The following is a 16,242-nucleotide window of genomic DNA, read 5'->3' as shown; positions in this document are numbered from 1 at the left end:
TAGACTCGCAGCCCTTGTCCCGCGGCCAGTGATGCTTTCCCGATGCTCGAACAGTACGTCAAGAAGATCCTCACCTCGCGCGTCTACGACGTCGCTGTCGAAACCCCACTGCAAAGCGCCGGGCAACTGAGCAAGCGCCTGGGCAATCAGGTGTTGCTCAAGCGCGAAGACCTGCAGCCGGTGTTCTCCTTCAAGATCCGTGGCGCGTACAACAAGCTGGCGCAACTGAGCCCGCAAGAGCTGGCGCGCGGCGTCGTCACCGCCTCGGCCGGCAACCATGCCCAGGGCCTGGCGCTGGCCGCGCGGGAAATGGGCATCAAGGCAACCATCGTGATGCCCAAGACCACCCCGGAAATCAAAGTCGAAGGCGTGCGCTCACGGGGGGGCAAAGTGGTCCTGCATGGCGATTCGTTCCCCGAAGCGCTGGCTTACTCGTTGAAGCTGGTCGACGAGAAGGGCTTCGTTTATGTCCACCCGTATGACGACCCGCACACCATCGCCGGCCAGGGCACCGTGGCCATGGAAATCCTGCGCCAGCACCCAGGCCAGCTGGACGCGATCTTCGTGCCGGTGGGTGGCGGTGGCCTGATCGCCGGCATTGCCGCCTACGTGAAATACCTGCGTCCGGAAATCAAGGTCATTGGCGTCGAGCCGGATGATTCCAACTGCCTGCAGGCCGCCATGGCCGCAGGTGAGCGTGTGGTGTTGCCGCAGGTCGGGCTGTTTGCCGATGGCGTGGCCGTTGCGCAGATTGGCCAGCACACCTTCGACATCTGCCGGCACTATGTGGATGAGGTGGTAACAGTCAGCACCGATGAAATCTGCGCAGCAATCAAGGATATCTACGACGATACCCGCTCGATCACCGAACCTGCTGGCGCCCTGGGCGTTGCCGGCATCAAGAAGTACGTCGAACTCAAGGGTGTGACCGGCCAGACGCTCGTGGCCATCGACTCGGGTGCCAACGTCAACTTCGACCGCCTGCGCCACGTGGCCGAGCGGGCCGAGCTGGGTGAGAAGCGTGAAGCGATCATCGCCGTGACCATCCCTGAGCGCCCCGGTAGCTTCAAGGCCTTCTGCGAGGCCATCGGCAAGCGCCAGATCACCGAATTCAACTACCGCAAGCACACCTCCGCCGAGGCCCACATCTTCGTCGGCGTGCAGACCCACCCAGAGAACGACCCGCGGGCTGCGCTGGTGCAGCAACTGACCGAGCAGGGGTTCCCTGTCACCGACCTGACCGACAACGAGCTTGCCAAGCTGCACATCCGCCATATGGTCGGCGGCCACTCAGCCGGTGCCAGCGATGAGATCGTGCTGCGCTTCGAATTCCCCGAGCGGCCAGGCGCCTTGTTCAACTTCCTCAACAAGCTGGGTGGGCGCTGGAATATCTCGATGTTCCATTACCGCAACCACGGCGCGGCCGATGGGCGCGTGGTGGCAGGGCTGCAGGTGCCGGAGGACGAGCGGCACCTGGTGCCGGCCGCGTTGGCGAAGATCGGCTACCCGTACTGGGACGAAACCGACAACCCGGCCTATCGGCTGTTCCTGGGCTGAGCGGCTACGCTAGGGTGGATGGCGCTTCGCGGGGTCGCCCGCGAATGAGCCGACGCGAATGGTTTGCTGAAGGACAAGATCGATGGAACATCTGACCACGCTCAAGACCCTGCACATCCTCGCCACCGTGCTGTTGCTGCTAGGCGCGCTGGGTTTGGCGATCTGGACCGTGCGCGCCCGCAGGCAAGGTGACGCCGATGCCTATCGCAAGTTGCTGCGCCGGCCTTTGCTATTCATCTGGCTGGTGATGGGCGTGTGCCTGCTGAGCATGCCGTTTACCGGCTGGTGGCTGGTGCACCTGATTGGCTGGCCGCTGGGGCAGACCTGGGTATTGGCCTCCAGCGTCATCTACACGCTTGGCGCGTTCGCGGTGTGGTGGCTGCTGGTGCGGCTGAACCGTTTGCGCAAGGCCGAGGTGGTGGGCTTGCGCTTTACCTTGGCGCTGGCGGTGTTCAGCGGGGTTTGCTTTCTGTCCATTGCCGGCTTGATGGGCGCCAAGCCGGTCTAGGTGACGTGGGGTGCGCTGCAGCCCAGCACTGCCAAGCCGGCGCCCACAGGGCTGTGCAGCCCTCTGGGTGGCGACTGGCTTGGCGACGCTGGGGCCAAGCGATGTCAATCCCTCAGCGAAATCACCGGCCAACCGCGCCGCTGCGCTTCGGCCTGCAGGTTAGGGTCCGGGTCCACCGCCACCGCGTGCGCAACCCGCTGAAGCAACGGCAGGTCATTCATCGAGTCGCTATAGAAGTAGCTGTCTTGCAGATCGAACCCGTTCTCCAGCATCCACCGCTCCAGCCTCGTCACCTTGCCTTCACGGAAACACGGTATATCGGTACTGCGGCCGGTGTAACGGCCCTCGCGCATTTCGCACTCGGTCGCCAGCAGGGTGCGCACACCCAGGCGGCGGGCAATCGGCGCAGTAACGAAGCGGTTGGTGGCGGTGATGATCACCAACTGGTCACCCGCTTCCCGGTGCTGCTGGAGCAAGGCCAGGGCCTTGGGCAGGATCATCGGTTCGATGCAGTCACGCATGAACTCGCGGTGCCACTGGTCGAGCTGTGCAGGCTCGGTGGCTGCGAAGATCTCCATGGAAAAGGCCAGGTAGGCCTGCAGGTCTAAGGTGCCGTTCAGGTAGTCCTGATAGAAGGCATCGTTGCGTTGCTTGTAGGCGACAGGGTCAAGGATGCCCCGCTCGCACAGGTAGTCACCCCAGGCATGGTCGCTGTCGCCACCGAGGAGGGTATTGTCCAGGTCGAATAAAGCCAGGCGCATTGCGGTCACTCGCATCAGCTACAGGGTAGGCCCGCAGAATACGTAGTTTTCAGCTTGCTGCACATAAGCTTGGCAGGCGCGTTGCTGCGCTCGCAGGCTTTGTGGAACAATGCGGTGACATGCGTTTGCGAGGTTGCTGCCGTGATCGACCCGGATGGTTTTCGCCCCAATGTCGGGATCATTCTTACGAATGATGCCGGGCAGGTGCTATGGGCTCGGCGGATCAACCAGGATGCCTGGCAATTCCCGCAGGGTGGTATCAACCCTGACGAGACGCCGGAAGATGCCCTGTACCGCGAGCTGAACGAAGAAGTTGGCCTTGAACGCGACGATGTGGAAATTCTTGCCTGCACCCGCGGCTGGTTGCGTTATCGTTTACCCCAGCGACTGGTACGTACCCACAGCCAACCGCTGTGCATCGGCCAGAAGCAGAAGTGGTTTTTGCTGCGCCTGGTGAGCAATGAACAACGGGTGCGGATGGACCTGACCGGCAAGCCCGAATTCGACGGCTGGCGCTGGGTCAGCTATTGGTACCCGCTGGGCCAGGTGGTGACATTCAAGCGCGAAGTCTACCGCCGCGCCCTGAAAGAGCTAGCACCGCGTCTGCTGACGCGCGACTGACGACGGAGTTCGACCCCGAGCCATGCTCAATACGCTGCGCAAGATCGTCCAGGAAGTGAACTCCGCCAAAGATCTCAAGACGGCGTTGGGGATCATCGTCTTGCGCGTCAAGGAAGCCATGGGCAGCCAGGTCTGCTCGGTCTACCTGCTCGACCCGGAAACCAACCGTTTCGTGCTCATGGCCACCGAAGGCCTGAACAAGCGTTCCATCGGCAAGGTCAGCATGGCCCCCAACGAGGGCCTGGTCGGCCTGGTGGGTACCCGGGAAGAACCGCTCAACCTGGAAAACGCTGCCGATCACCCGCGTTATCGCTATTTCGCCGAAACCGGCGAAGAGAAATTCGCATCATTCCTCGGCGCGCCGATCATCCACCACCGCCGTGTGGTGGGCGTACTGGTCATTCAGCAAAAGGAACGCCGCCAGTTCGACGAGGGAGAAGAAGCCTTCCTGGTGACCATGAGCGCCCAGCTTGCCGGGGTTATCGCCCATGCCGAGGCGACCGGCTCGATCCGGGGCCTGGGCCGCCAGGGCAAGGGTATCCAGGAAGCGCGCTTCGTCGGCGTTCCAGGCTCGCCGGGCGCTGCGGTCGGGCGGGCCGTGGTCATGCTGCCACCGGCCGACCTCGAGGTGGTGCCGGACAAGGCGGTCGATGATATCGACGCCGAACTCAGGTTGTTCCACAACGCCCTCGAAGGTGTGCGCGCCGACATGCGCAAGCTCTCGGCCAAGCTGGCTACCCAGCTGCGCCCGGAAGAGCGCGCGCTGTTCGACGTATACCTGATGATGCTCGAAGACGCGGCCCTGGGCGGCGAGGTGACCGAAGTCATCAAGACCGGGCAGTGGGCTCAGGGCGCCCTGCGCCAGGTGGTTGGCGAGCACGTCAACCGCTTCGAGCTGATGGACGACGATTACCTGCGCGAGCGTGCCTCGGACGTCAAGGACCTGGGCCGGCGTCTGTTGGCCTACCTGCAGCAAGCCCGTTCGCAATCGCTGGTGTACGCCGACAATACGATCCTGGTCAGCGAGGAGCTGACCCCGGCCATGCTCGGCGAGGTGCCGGAAGGCAAGCTAGTGGGGCTGGTCTCGGTGCTGGGTTCGGGCAACTCCCACGTTGCCATCCTGGCCCGCGCCATGGGTATTCCGACGGTGATGGGCCTGGTCGACCTGCCGTATTCCAAGGTCGACGGCATCGAAATGATCGTCGATGGCTACAAGGGCGAGGTGTTCACCAACCCCAGCGAAGTGCTGCGCAAGCAGTACAGCGAAGTGGTGGAAGAGGAACGCCAGCTCGCCCAGGGCCTTGATGCACTGCGCGAACTGCCTTGCGTCACCCCCGATGGCCACCGTATGCCACTGTGGGTCAACACCGGCCTGCTCGCCGATGTGGCCCGTGCCCAGCAGCGTGGCGCCGAAGGTGTTGGCCTGTACCGCACCGAAGTGCCCTTCATGATCAACCAGCGTTTCCCCAGCGAGAAAGAGCAGTTGGCGATCTACCGCGAGCAGTTGGCGGCCTTTCACCCGCTGCCCGTGACCATGCGTACGCTCGACATCGGCGGTGACAAGGCGTTGTCCTACTTCCCGATCAAGGAAGAGAACCCGTTCCTGGGTTGGCGTGGTATCCGCGTGACACTCGACCACCCGGAGATTTTCCTGGTTCAGACCCGCGCCATGCTCAAGGCCAGCGAGGGGCTGAACAACCTGCGTATCCTGTTGCCGATGATTTCTGGCATTCACGAGCTGGAGGAGGCGCTGCACCTGATCCACCGCGCCTGGGGCGAGGTGCGCGACGAAGGCACCGACGTGCCGATGCCGCCGGTTGGCGTGATGGTCGAGATCCCTGCGGCGGTCTACCAAACCAAGGAACTGGCGCGGCAGGTGGACTTCCTGTCGGTCGGCTCCAATGACCTGACCCAGTATCTGCTGGCGGTGGACCGCAACAACCCGCGGGTCGCCGACCTCTACGACTACCTGCATCCGGCGGTGCTGCAGGCCTTGTATACCGTGGTGCGCGACGCCCATGGCGAAGGCAAGCCGGTCAGCATCTGCGGTGAGATGGCCGGCGACCCGGCCGCGGCCATCCTGCTGATGGCGATGGGCTTCGACAGCTTGTCCATGAACGCCACCAACCTGCCCAAGGTGAAATGGATGCTGCGTCAGATCAACATGAGCAAGGCCAAGGATCTGCTGGCCGAGGCCATGACCCATGACAACCCGCAGGTTATCCACAGCTCGTTGCAACTGGCGTTGAAGAACCTCGGCCTGGCGCGGATGATCGGGCCTGGGGCCAACAAGACGCTCTGAGGCCTGCACAGGCCTCTTTGGGGGTAACCCCGCCCGGAAGCCCGGCCAGCGACGTCGGCTTTCAGACCACCAGCTCAACTTCCCCCAGATGCCCACCAAACGGCCCGAAGCTGCGCTCGATCAGCCGCCTTGTCCCCTGATCGTCCACAATCAGCACCGTACTGGCCCGGGTCCCGTAGTTCTGGCTGGCAATGAACACGCTCGACAGCAGCTTTTCAGTCGCCAATCCCACGCCGGTTTCGGGCAATTCACTGTCCGGCGCCGGCGCGTCATCTGCCAACAGCGCCAGCAACCGCTGCGGGTCGGCTGAACCCAGCAGGCTCTTCAGGCCATTGCGCGCCTTGACCAGCTTGGGCCACGGCGTGTCCAGCCCGCCATTGGAAAGCCCGTACACTCCGGCCTCAAGCAGGCGCGGTGCTGCATCGCGTGCATGCAGGTAGCCCAACCGTTGGCTGTCACCCACTAGCAGGTTGAACCCCGAATACTGTTCGCTGCGGCTGGCGACCTGGTCCAGGTATGCCTCGACCCCCAATTCACCGTGCAGGTACGCCGCCACCAGTTCACCGCGGCTGCGAGGCCCCAGCGGTTGCCCAGGGTCACGAATGTTGGTCAGTGCGGCGAAGCGCCCTCGCGGCCCCACGCCAAGCCAGGTGCCGCCTGCCTCCAGGTCACGGCCGGCATGTACGCCGGGGGCGTCGTCCCACGGAGCCAGCGGCTGCGTGGGGCGGGCATAGAACTCGTCGCGGTTGGCAGCGACGATCAGCGGCAGGGCATGCCCCGGCCGCCAAGCGAATACGATCAGGCACATAGGTCTGGCCTCTGTGTTTTCCGTCACTCTACCCACTGTGGCGACGGCGATCCATCCTGTCGCAGACTTCACTAGAGCCCTGAGCCCGCCTTCCGTTACCATGCCGGATTGATTTTCTCGGGGACGACGAATGGAGTTCGCACTCTATCTGCTGTTGGGCGCATGCGCCGGCGTGCTGGCCGGGCTGTTCGGCGTGGGCGGCGGCATCATCATCGTGCCCGTGCTGGTGTTCAGCTTCACCTTGCAGGGCTTCGACGCGTCGGTGCTGACCCACCTGGCGGTCGGCACCTCACTGGCTACCATCGTCTTCACCTCGATCAACGCCGTGCTCGAGCACCATCGTAAAGGCGCGGTGCAATGGCCGGTCTTTGCCTGGATGACCCTCGGCATCCTGATTGGCGCAGGTATCGGCGCCAAAACCGCCTCGTTGATCCAGGGACCGCTGCTGCAGAAGATCATCGGCGTGTTCGCCCTGGTCATCGCCGCGCAGATGGCCCTGGACCTCAGGCCCAAGGCCAGCCGGGGCATACCTGGCAAACCCGCGCTGATCGGTGCCGGTGGGGTGATCGGTTGGGCTTCGGCCATCTTCGGCATCGGCGGTGGCTCGCTGACCGTGCCGTTTCTGACCTGGCGCAGCCTGCCGATGCAGCAGGCGGTGGCCACCTCCTCGGCCTGTGGCCTGCCGATCGCACTGGCCAGCGCGCTGAGCTTCATGTGGCTCGGCTGGCACGAAGACCACCTGCCACCCCATAGCGTGGGCTATGTGTACCTGCCAGCGCTGGTCGGCATTGCCGTGACCAGTATGTTTTTTGCCCGCTTCGGCGCACGCCTGGCGCACAAACTGTCGCCGCGCCTGCTCAAGCGCCTGTTCGCCGCGCTGCTGTTCTGCGTCGGCTTGAGCTTCCTGATTTGAACCAAGAGGAATATCCATGCTGCCTTACCCGCAGATAGACCCCGTGGCCGTGGCCCTCGGGCCGCTGAAAATCCACTGGTACGGCCTGATGTACCTGATCGGCATCGGCGGCGCCTGGCTGCTTGCCTCACGCCGGCTCAACCGTTTCGACCCTACCTGGTCCCGCGAAAAGCTTTCGGACTTGGTGTTCTGGCTGTCGATGGGGGTCATCGTCGGAGGGCGCCTGGGGTATGTGCTGTTCTACGACCTGCATGCCTACCTGGCCAATCCGACGCTGATCTTCGAGGTGTGGAAGGGCGGCATGTCGTTCCATGGCGGCTTCATCGGGGTGATGCTGGCGGCATTGTGGTTCGGCAAGCGTAACAACAAGTCGTTCTTCGAACTGATGGACTTCGTTGCCCCGCTGGTACCGATCGGCCTGGGTGCCGGGCGTATCGGCAACTTCATCAATGCCGAGCTGTGGGGCAAGCCGACCGACGTGCCGTGGGCGATGGTGTTCCCGCCCTTCAGCGACCCGGCCCAACTGCCGCGCCACCCGTCACAGCTGTACCAGTTCGCCCTGGAAGGCGTGGCGCTGTTCATCATCCTGTGGCTGTTCTCGCGCAAACCACGCCCGACCATGGCGGTATCGGGCATGTTCGCGCTGTTCTACGGCATTTTCCGCTTCATCGTCGAGTTCGTCCGCGTACCAGACGCCCAGTTGGGCTACATTGCCTGGGGCTGGCTGACCATGGGTCAGATACTCTGCGTCCCGATGATTCTGGCCGGCCTCGGATTGATCTGGTGGGCTTATAATCGCAAACCCACGGCGAAACCCGCCATCTGATTCCCGACGGCAGAGGTGATCCCTCTGCCGTTCTTGCTACAGGTAAGCCATGAAACAGTATCTGGACCTGGTCCGCGACGTCATCGAAAACGGCACCCTGCAGGAAAACCGCACCGGCATCCGCACCATCAGCCTGCCCGGTGCCATGCTGCGCTTCGACCTGCAGAAAGGCTTCCCGGCCATCACCACGCGCAGGCTGGCGTTCAAGTCGGCGATCGGCGAGATGGTCGGTTTCCTGCGCGGCGTGAAAAACGCCGGCGAGTTCCGCGAGCTGGGCTGCAAGGTCTGGGACCAGAACGCCAACGAGAACGCCCAGTGGCTGGCCAACCCGTTCCGCCAGGGCCATGACGACCTGGGCGAGATCTACGGCGTGCAGTGGCGCCAGTGGCCGGGCTACAAGCGCATTGCCCTGAGCAACCCGGCGGCCATCGAAATGGCTGAAAAAGCGGGGTTTCGCAAGATCGCCCAGGATGAAGAGGATGGCCAGGCGTTTGTCATCCTGTACAAGGCCATCGACCAGGTGCGTCAGTGCCTGGATACCATTGCCAACGACCCGGGCAGCCGGCGCATCCTGTTCCACGGCTGGAACTGCGCCCAGCTGGATGAAATGGCGCTGCCGCCGTGCCACCTGCTGTACCAGTTCCACCCGAATGTCGAGACCCGGGAAATTTCCTTGACCCTCTACATACGCTCCAACGACCTGGGCCTATTATACCCCCTCGACGAAACCGCACATTACGCAATGGCTGCGTAGTAAGGCTTTACCTTCCAAGCTCATTTATTGTGCCCCAATACGAAATGCACATTGTGTATAGTACGGGCCGCTTTGAAGAGAGAGGAAGCCGTGAAGGTCATCGCAGTTAGGGGCGCCCCCCTAGATTTCAGAGAGTCCCCAACCAGGCGGGACGACTCATCCGAAGAATCCCCAATTCAGGAAGCCGTGAACGTCACAGGGACAGCCGTCTTTGATGATGATGAGCGCCTCATGCCTTTGATTTCGGGTTACCTATCCCACGCGCTTCAGAAAGCCTATATATCCCAGCAGACGGCCATCACCTATGGTCGCAACCTTGGGTACACCTGCGAGTACCTGACGAACCGCCGTGAGTTTCGTGATTGCGAGCGTGACTCGGCGTTCTTGGAAATCCGCACCCACGTGATCGAGGAGTACTTCGCTCACCTGCGCGAGGACGAGGAGCTTTCCAAGAAGACGGTGCGCAACCGGGATTCGTCTTTGATGGCGTTTTTCAATGATTCTCTATGCCGGGGAGTGGACGACGCACCCGCGCCTCGTACCGCGCCTAACCCCTACACTGCCGGCTACCTGTCCCCCCGTCCCAACAAGAGCTTGGTAGTGGCTTGTTCCCTGAATGATCTCAGAGAGCTCATCCTGGCTACGCAGAGTGAGCGTGAGCGCTGCTTGCTCCAGTTCATGTACGACGCAGGCGTGCGCCGCTCAGAAGTCCCGCGAGTGACCCTCAAGGCCATTGATGATGCCCTTCGATTCCAGGACACGTTGTTCATCTCGCCTGGTGTTTCAGAACCGGTAAACGCGGACTACTGCCCGCTGCATATTGATGGAAGCAAAGGCCCTGCGGACTCATTTAAGCCCCGCCAGACGTTGGTCAGCCGCGCCACGCTGCTGCGCATCAAGAAGTACCATGCTTCGCCGCTGTACAAAATGACTAAGCGTCAATTCAAGGGGGCTGAGAACACCCCTGCTTTCCTGAATGCGGAAGGGGGTGAGTACACCCCTCGCTCGATCTCCAAGCTCTTGGAGCGCACATCCGAGCGAGCGCTGAACCTGCTGAAAATCGACAGGATGATCTCTCCCCACAAGTTGAGGCACGGGAATGCTTATGCCCTGTTGAGAACGCCAGACATTGGTAGTGATTACCTTGACCGGCTAGTGAGCGTGCAGAAGACGCTTGGTCACTCGCGCCTCAGCACGTCGGAAACCTATACCCAGATCCCCTACGACCTCTACCAGAAGCTCGTACGCCCCGGAACTGAAACCAAGACGAAAGCAGGCGAGATGGCTGAGCTTTCCCAGCAGACGCGCCTGAAAATTGATGCGGGAGATATGAAATGAGTCGGTTGACTAGCGCTCAGGCAGACGCCGTCATTGAGTCATTTGTGGCCCGCGCCACTGATGATCGGGAGTCGTTGCTGAAGGTATGTCTGAGCAGGGGGGACGAGTTGGCGGTGGCTCCTAAATACCTCATCGAACAGACTAATCTGAACCCAGGTACGATCTCAAAGCGCGTCTCAAGCTTTGAGCCGATCTTCGAGGCGATGCGCGCCGAAGGAATTATCGTACCTGGCCATCCGTCTGGCGCCTGCGATTGGCGCCGTAGGCTGCTTGCCTGGTACGAAGGCATGTCTATGGAGGAGAAGCTGGCGATTCCAGTGGCTGCCAATACCATCAGGGATCGTGGCTTCATGAGCGAGATTCCTGAATTGGCTGGCTTCAAATCAGCCAGGGCGAGCTTCGAACTGGTGCGGATCACGTTTGAGGAGATTCTCGATGATCTTCGCAAGCTTGGTGTTCTTGACCCTAACTATCAAACCGTCGAGCAGCGTATCGCCTCGAAGACGGTAGTCGAAAAGACTGAGTCATTGCGAGACGGCTTCAACGCTTTGCGCTCAGTCCGCATCCATCGCCTGTCCGACCTCGTAAGCCCGGAACCGGAGCGCCCCTTCCAGCACCTGCTGCACCTCTTCAGTGCTTCATCAATGAAGAGCAGTAGTGCGTCAGGGCAGTCGAATTTCATTGAGGCTTTCAAAAACTTCCGAGCCTATCTCAAGGATGCCAACTACACAGGCTTGGAGGACATTAGGGAGCTCGTAACCCCGTATTCCCTCCCCAAGTTCAGGGGATATCTCCAGGAAAAGATCTTGGAGCGTTCGCTGTCGACCAGCCACAGCAGTTCGATGATGAGCTCTGCTCGGAAAATGATGGCGCGCGCAGTCCAAATCGAGGGTCTCGGGCTGAGCAGCTACGTCGCAGCTACAGGCTTCGATGCTGAGCGTGAAACTGACCAGTACAAGCCTTATCCCCAGGCTGTCCGAAACCGTATTTCGCAGGTCATTGAGCAAGAAATTGATGAAACCAATCGCTTGGCCCAGGCTTACGTTCCAAGCCAGGTAGGGGAAGATCCGCTGAACGCTGACGGAAGAGTACGCCGAGGCTTTAACACTCTGGATAACGCACGGTGGATTTTTGAGAACAAACTCAACTGCAAGCCCCTAAACTTCGAATCCGTAGATAAAAACGACCTTTATCAACGGGCGTTTATGTCGATTATCTCGGCTTCGCCAATTTCGATCTTCGAGGTTTATAAAAGCTGGGGCGTGCAGTATCAGGTTGATGGTCGAGTCATTGCGCCGTACATCGCTCGGCTTGCCCAAGTTACCGGGATGAATGCTGACTCGCTGCTGGGACTGGAGCTGGATGATTTCATTGAGCGCCATGACTTAACGGATCGGCCTTGCTTGCTGTATTGGAAAGAGCGTTCTGAAGGCGCGAAGATGCTTCATCTAGATATCTTCCATGCGGAGATCTCTTGGCTGACCACCTCTCAAGGCCGTGTGGTCAAGAAAATCTTTGACGATGTGAAGCACCTGACCCGTGAGATTCGCTTGAGTGCGCCTGTCGAAGCCCAGAACAAGCTCTTCATTTACCGCTCAAGCTCTCCCAGGAAATACGGGGTTGTAGATTCCTTTGAGAACTCAGGTGGCAACCAGCTCAATAAGACCCTGGACAAGTTCTCTCAGGATCACGGGCTGCTTGACGAAGATGGTAATCCTCTCAAGCTCTCACCGTCACGTTTCCGACCTAGCTTCGTAAGCGAACTGATCGAGCGCGGCGTCTCTCCACGTGAGATCCAGGTTCTCCTGGGGCATAAGAGCCTAAGCACCACCATGGCCTATCTGGATCAGATGGACTTCAACCCCATGGCGCGCCGAATGCTGAATAAGGTTCTCCATGAAATGCAGCAAGACACGTTAGAGGAGGCTCCGAAGCTGATCCCGACCAAGACTATCGAGCCCACGCCCGAGGCGATGCCACTGCGTTCTGGCCTTGCCACATGCATGAACGTTTTTGACCCACCTGCTTTCATCAAGGCGTTGGCAAGCTATGACCCCAGCAAGCCCTGCACGCTGTTCAACATGTGCCTTTCATGCAGCAACAGCATCATCACGGTATCGCACCTGCCGGAGCTCTTCGCCATGCGGCGTGACTACCAAAGGATGATTGAAGTCAACCGGGTGCTCGATACGCCCTACGGAGCCGTCATCCTGGACAACCTTGATGTGCTAAACAACCTTCTAGATCCTGAGACATCGGACTTTTCCGCAGAAGAGCTGACCAAGGCTGAGCGCCTCTCTGAAAACCTGCAGGTCAGTGTTTTGACCGAGGGAGTAACGCTATGAACCATGCTCTGATCCCTGAACTCGCTGCGTACAAACAGTGGCGTACAACTGCTCACACCCTGCTGCTTGAGTTGCGCAGAAACATCGCCGATCCGACTCCTGTGTCGCTGGAAGCACTCTCTTGGTACCAGGCGCTGATGGCGTTGCCTGTCAGTAAGACATCCGTCTTGGGCGACGCCGTCTGGGACTTCAATGACGATCATCCGAACGCCGCCAGGAATGTCCAAGGAGCCAAGCTACGGCTCAATTTTGACTCGTACCCATTGCTCAACCAGTCGGCGGTCTTGGAGGTCAAGGTGGCCCTGTATTGCTGGCTGAAGATGCCAGCGGCAACGCGCTCGTTTGCCTCGCCAAGGAACATCAAAGCCAACACCGCCATTTCATGCATGAAGGCTGGATTGAGCTTCCTGGATACGATGTCGGGGCAGGCGCGCCAGCTGATGACGGATGAGTTCTTCGAGGTTGGACACCATGGTCTGACGTACTTTGATGCGGGTATGTACCGGGAGGCAGCGCTCATTCATCCCTACGCCTTTGGCCCTGATCTCAAGAAGTTCTTTACCTTGGTCAGGTCGCCATTTTTCGAGGAGCAGATTTTCGAAGAGCCACTGCCTTACGTTCAGCTGGAATCGCTCGCCTGGGCCAAGGTACTCAAGCACGTCCCTGATTCTGAGCGCACATACCGTATTCTGCCGAACGATGTGTTCGAGAAGGCTTCTCGCGAGGCGTCGTTCGCAGTGGTCGACTTCCTAAGCACTCTGGGGGAGCCTGTGGATGACCTGGTTGCCCTTACCCGCCAAAACGCTAGCGGCTACTCGTTAGCCAACGCTCAAGAGCTGTCGCGTTACAATTTCGAGTTGTACGTAGCGCTGAGGCTGCGGAGAAAAGGCTATGACTCCGGTGCGATGGCGAATGCACTGTCCGCAGCTTTTGGCTGCATTCCATCTACGTTCCAATCTGGCTCTGGTCGACATGATTTTAAGGCGACCGAAACGTTACTCAAGCTCTCAGATTCCAAACTGGACGATGATTTCCGTAGGTACATCAATTTCGTCTCGTACAGTGCCTGCTATCTCGTGGCGCAGTACACCGGCATGCGGCCCTCAGAGCTCTCCGAGATCCTAGTCGAGTCGTGCATGGAGCAAGAGAGCGACTACTGGTTGCTGATCAGCAACGTGATCAAGCATCGCCAAGGCTTGGCCAAGCTGTTCGACGACAAGTGGATCGCGATTCCGATTGTGCGTGACGCCATCCGTGCCGCTTGCCTCATCGCTAAGGTAAAGCAGAATCCTTACCTGTTCTCCAATGTGGATACTGTCGCGCAGGACGCCGAACCAAACTCAATGTCCTCGCTTGGAATCACTCACCAGTTCAGAGCTTTCTTCGAGGATATTCTGACGGACGAGGAGTTCGAGTCGCTGGAATTCTCGCCTTACACGTTGCGACACACCCTGGCTTACCAGATGGCCAGGGCTGAGCTTGGGCTCCCATTCATCTCTCACCAGCTAAAGCACTTCGGTGACCTTATCGGTGGTGCTGGCCAGAACAAGGCGTTCAGTGCGGTGACGCTTGGGTACGGAGCGATCGCTGAGATCTTGTCCAAGGGTGGGCGTTCATCTAGCAAGACGCCGACGCAAATGGCAGAGGAGGAGTACATCCAGAGCTACTGCGATCCCGACGGAAACTACGCCGGCCCCAATGCGGAGAGCCACAAGGCGCGGATGAAAAAGGTGTTCAGCGGGTACATGGCGGCTGGCTACACCAAAGAGCAAATCATCGCCCAGATGGCCAAGAAGCGCATGGCGATCATCAACGTGGGACAAGGCTTCTGTTATGGCGGTCAACGTGAGGTATTTGACGAGTCTCTGCCCTGCATCGGATCGCTGCGTTGCAATCCGAATCGGTGCAAAAACGCCGTGGTCACCAAGGCTCACGCTCCTAAATGGCGGGAGATCTATGTGCAGAACAGCTTGGCCTTGAGCTCTCCGAACTCAGCAGGCTCTGAGGAGGAGTTGCGAGCGGCGATGGAGGAAGCCAAGGGTGTGTTGGAGCATCTGGGTGAGGAGGTCGAGGTATGACAGTCCAGGCGTTTGATGCCAAGAATAAGCTCGACTACGACCGGAACACTGAGCTGCTGGCTCAGGGGCTTATGCAGATTGCCTCTGATCCGAAACTGAAGCCGACGATGGCGGAGCTGAGCCGCATCACAGGCATTCATCGCAACACTATCCGACAGCGCGACTTCCCGGCGCAGCGGCTTGAGGCGATCAAGGACAACCGCCGCATTGCAGTGCTCGCTCAGAGGGTCAAGGCTGAGAAGAAGCAGGATCCCAAGACGATTCTGATGCAACGCCTTGAAAAGAGTCGATTGGAAGTGCTTTATTGGTTCAATAGGTATCAGGATTCTGAGAACTCTTGTGCCACGCTCGACAAGAGATTGGACACTGTCCGCGAGTCTAGGGACTACTACCTCCAGCTCGCAGATGAGCTGCGTCAGAAGATCAAAGAGCAAGATACTGAAATTTTGAAATTGCGTGACGCACTGGATTTGGTCAGCGCGAACCTTGAGGAACCGAAATGAAGATGTACCACGATTTGCTGGCCGACGTGCTAGAGAATGGCGTCGAGAAAGGCGATCGCACCGGCACCGGCACGCTGAGTGTCTTCGGTCGCCAGTTCCGCCACAACCTGGAGGATGGCTTCCCGCTCCTCACCACCAAGAAGCTGCATTTCAAGAGCATCATCAACGAGATGATCTGGTTCCTGAATGGTGACACGAATACCAAATGGCTGAAGGAGCATGGTGTCAGCATCTGGGATGAGTGGGCAACTGAAGACGGTGACCTCGGCCCGATCTACGGCAAGCAGTGGACGGCCTGGCCTACCCAGGACGGCAAGGCCATCAATCAAATCGACTACGTCGTTCATACGCTCAAGACTAACCCAAACAGTCGTCGGATTCTCTTCCATGGATGGAACGTCGAGTACCTTCCTGATGAATCGGTGAGTCCACAAGAGAATGCCCGGAATGGGAAGATGGCATTGCCACCATGCCATTTGCTCTATCAGTTCTATGTAGCCAACAATAAGTTGTCGGCGCATCTATACATTCGGTCGTCAGACTTATTGCTCGGAAATCCCTATAACCTAGCAGGGGTTAGTTTTTTAACTCATATGTTGGCGCAGCAGTGCGATTTGGGAGTTGGCGAGGTTGTAGTTACAATGGGTGATGCGCATATTTACTTGAATCATATTGAGCAAGTTAACCTGCAACTGACTCGTGATCCGCGCCCTCTGCCTAAGTTGCAGTTCAAGCGCAAGCCGGACAGCATTTACGATTACAAGTTTGAGGACTTTGAGATTGTGGGCTATGACCCACATCCTCATATTCCTGCTCCTGTATCGATCTAACTGAGTCGATGCCTGGCTAGCCAAATTTTGGTTGGCCAGGATGGGAATTTTGAATGGTAAGCATAGGCCTCGCCTCATCGCTTTAGGCTTCGGGTTTT

Annotated in this window: 13 protein-coding genes and 1 pseudogene; 12 read left to right on the top strand and 2 right to left on the bottom strand. The window is 59.4% G+C overall.

From position 1 onward, the window contains the following. Positions 1 to 42: 42 nt before the first annotated feature. Positions 43 to 1,557, top strand: a complete 1,515-nt coding sequence (ilvA, locus tag L6D80_RS16810) for a threonine ammonia-lyase, biosynthetic (protein ID WP_054901917.1) — start codon at positions 43 to 45, stop codon at positions 1,555 to 1,557. A gap of 82 nt (positions 1,558 to 1,639) precedes the next feature. Next, the gene (locus L6D80_RS16805) at positions 1,640 to 2,065 is read left to right on the top strand and encodes a DUF2269 domain-containing protein (protein WP_054901916.1); all 426 of its coding nucleotides are present in this window, start codon (positions 1,640 to 1,642) and stop codon (positions 2,063 to 2,065) included. 104 nt (positions 2,066 to 2,169) lie between these two features. Here the strand turns inward: L6D80_RS16805 and L6D80_RS16800 are convergent, their stop codons facing one another. Continuing rightward, the gene (locus L6D80_RS16800) at positions 2,170 to 2,826 is read right to left on the bottom strand and encodes a histidinol-phosphatase (protein WP_054901915.1); all 657 of its coding nucleotides are present in this window, start codon (positions 2,824 to 2,826) and stop codon (positions 2,170 to 2,172) included. 141 nt (positions 2,827 to 2,967) lie between these two features. Between L6D80_RS16800 and L6D80_RS16795 the strand changes: the two genes are divergently transcribed. Further along, on the top strand, positions 2,968 to 3,447 hold the full coding sequence (locus L6D80_RS16795; protein ID WP_003249017.1) for an RNA pyrophosphohydrolase: 480 nt from the start codon (positions 2,968 to 2,970) through the stop codon (positions 3,445 to 3,447). Between the two features lie 22 nt (positions 3,448 to 3,469). Further along, positions 3,470 to 5,749 carry a phosphoenolpyruvate--protein phosphotransferase gene (gene ptsP / locus L6D80_RS16790; protein ID WP_054901914.1) on the top strand — a complete coding sequence of 760 codons (2,280 nt, stop codon included), beginning with the start codon at positions 3,470 to 3,472 and terminating at the stop codon, positions 5,747 to 5,749. A 61-nt stretch (positions 5,750 to 5,810) separates the two neighbouring features. On the opposite strand, the gene L6D80_RS16785 is transcribed toward ptsP, so the two are convergent. Then, positions 5,811 to 6,557, bottom strand: coding sequence for an NRDE family protein (locus L6D80_RS16785; RefSeq protein ID WP_176513841.1), 747 nt, complete (start codon positions 6,555 to 6,557; stop codon positions 5,811 to 5,813). Positions 6,558 to 6,687: 130 nt separating this feature from the next. Between L6D80_RS16785 and L6D80_RS16780 the strand changes: the two genes are divergently transcribed. From L6D80_RS16780 to L6D80_RS16745, 8 genes and pseudogenes are all read left to right on the top strand, one after another. Next, positions 6,688 to 7,470: a sulfite exporter TauE/SafE family protein gene (locus L6D80_RS16780; RefSeq protein WP_054901912.1), complete on the top strand. Its 783-nt coding sequence runs from the start codon at positions 6,688 to 6,690 to the stop codon at positions 7,468 to 7,470. A gap of 16 nt (positions 7,471 to 7,486) precedes the next feature. Further along, the gene (gene lgt / locus L6D80_RS16775; protein WP_054901911.1) at positions 7,487 to 8,296 is read left to right on the top strand and encodes a prolipoprotein diacylglyceryl transferase; all 810 of its coding nucleotides are present in this window, start codon (positions 7,487 to 7,489) and stop codon (positions 8,294 to 8,296) included. 49 nt (positions 8,297 to 8,345) lie between these two features. Then, positions 8,346 to 9,041: pseudogene (locus L6D80_RS16770) on the top strand (thymidylate synthase); the annotation flags it as partial. Positions 9,042 to 9,236: 195 nt separating this feature from the next. Then, positions 9,237 to 10,388: a tyrosine-type recombinase/integrase gene (locus L6D80_RS16765; RefSeq protein ID WP_236183057.1), complete on the top strand. Its 1,152-nt coding sequence runs from the start codon at positions 9,237 to 9,239 to the stop codon at positions 10,386 to 10,388. Then, positions 10,385 to 12,733 carry a site-specific integrase gene (locus L6D80_RS16760; RefSeq protein WP_020190339.1) on the top strand — a complete coding sequence of 783 codons (2,349 nt, stop codon included), beginning with the start codon at positions 10,385 to 10,387 and terminating at the stop codon, positions 12,731 to 12,733. The genes L6D80_RS16765 and L6D80_RS16760 overlap by 4 nt, the downstream gene beginning before the upstream one ends. After that, positions 12,730 to 14,811 carry a tyrosine-type recombinase/integrase gene (locus tag L6D80_RS16755; RefSeq protein WP_020190340.1) on the top strand — a complete coding sequence of 694 codons (2,082 nt, stop codon included), beginning with the start codon at positions 12,730 to 12,732 and terminating at the stop codon, positions 14,809 to 14,811. The genes L6D80_RS16760 and L6D80_RS16755 overlap by 4 nt, the downstream gene beginning before the upstream one ends. Then, a complete protein-coding gene (locus tag L6D80_RS16750; RefSeq protein ID WP_020190341.1) occupies positions 14,808 to 15,314 on the top strand; it encodes a hypothetical protein in 507 nt (168 codons plus the stop codon). The genes L6D80_RS16755 and L6D80_RS16750 overlap by 4 nt, the downstream gene beginning before the upstream one ends. Further along, the gene (locus tag L6D80_RS16745; RefSeq protein ID WP_020190342.1) at positions 15,311 to 16,144 is read left to right on the top strand and encodes a thymidylate synthase; all 834 of its coding nucleotides are present in this window, start codon (positions 15,311 to 15,313) and stop codon (positions 16,142 to 16,144) included. Before L6D80_RS16750 ends, L6D80_RS16745 begins: the two co-directional genes overlap by 4 nt. The last annotated feature ends 98 nt before the right edge of the window (positions 16,145 to 16,242 follow it).

The organism is Pseudomonas ceruminis (assembly GCF_021602025.1).
GTDB lineage: Bacteria > Pseudomonadota > Gammaproteobacteria > Pseudomonadales > Pseudomonadaceae > Aquipseudomonas > Aquipseudomonas ceruminis.
The sequence above is the reverse complement of the archived record's forward strand: the minus strand, read 5'-3'. Positions and strand labels throughout refer to the sequence as shown.

Coding starts and splice junctions, on each gene's coding strand:
- ilvA (WP_054901917.1), top strand. CDS start 43: ATGCTCGAACAGTACGTCAAGAAGATCCTCACCTCGCGCGTCTACGAC.
- L6D80_RS16805 (WP_054901916.1), top strand. CDS start 1,640: ATGGAACATCTGACCACGCTCAAGACCCTGCACATCCTCGCCACCGTG.
- L6D80_RS16800 (WP_054901915.1), bottom strand. CDS start 2,826: ATGCGCCTGGCTTTATTCGACCTGGACAATACCCTCCTCGGTGGCGAC.
- ptsP (WP_054901914.1), top strand. CDS start 3,470: ATGCTCAATACGCTGCGCAAGATCGTCCAGGAAGTGAACTCCGCCAAA.
- L6D80_RS16785 (WP_176513841.1), bottom strand. CDS start 6,557: ATGTGCCTGATCGTATTCGCTTGGCGGCCGGGGCATGCCCTGCCGCTG.
- L6D80_RS16780 (WP_054901912.1), top strand. CDS start 6,688: ATGGAGTTCGCACTCTATCTGCTGTTGGGCGCATGCGCCGGCGTGCTG.
- lgt (WP_054901911.1), top strand. CDS start 7,487: ATGCTGCCTTACCCGCAGATAGACCCCGTGGCCGTGGCCCTCGGGCCG.
- L6D80_RS16760 (WP_020190339.1), top strand. CDS start 10,385: ATGAGTCGGTTGACTAGCGCTCAGGCAGACGCCGTCATTGAGTCATTT.
- L6D80_RS16755 (WP_020190340.1), top strand. CDS start 12,730: ATGAACCATGCTCTGATCCCTGAACTCGCTGCGTACAAACAGTGGCGT.
- L6D80_RS16750 (WP_020190341.1), top strand. CDS start 14,808: ATGACAGTCCAGGCGTTTGATGCCAAGAATAAGCTCGACTACGACCGG.
- L6D80_RS16745 (WP_020190342.1), top strand. CDS start 15,311: ATGAAGATGTACCACGATTTGCTGGCCGACGTGCTAGAGAATGGCGTC.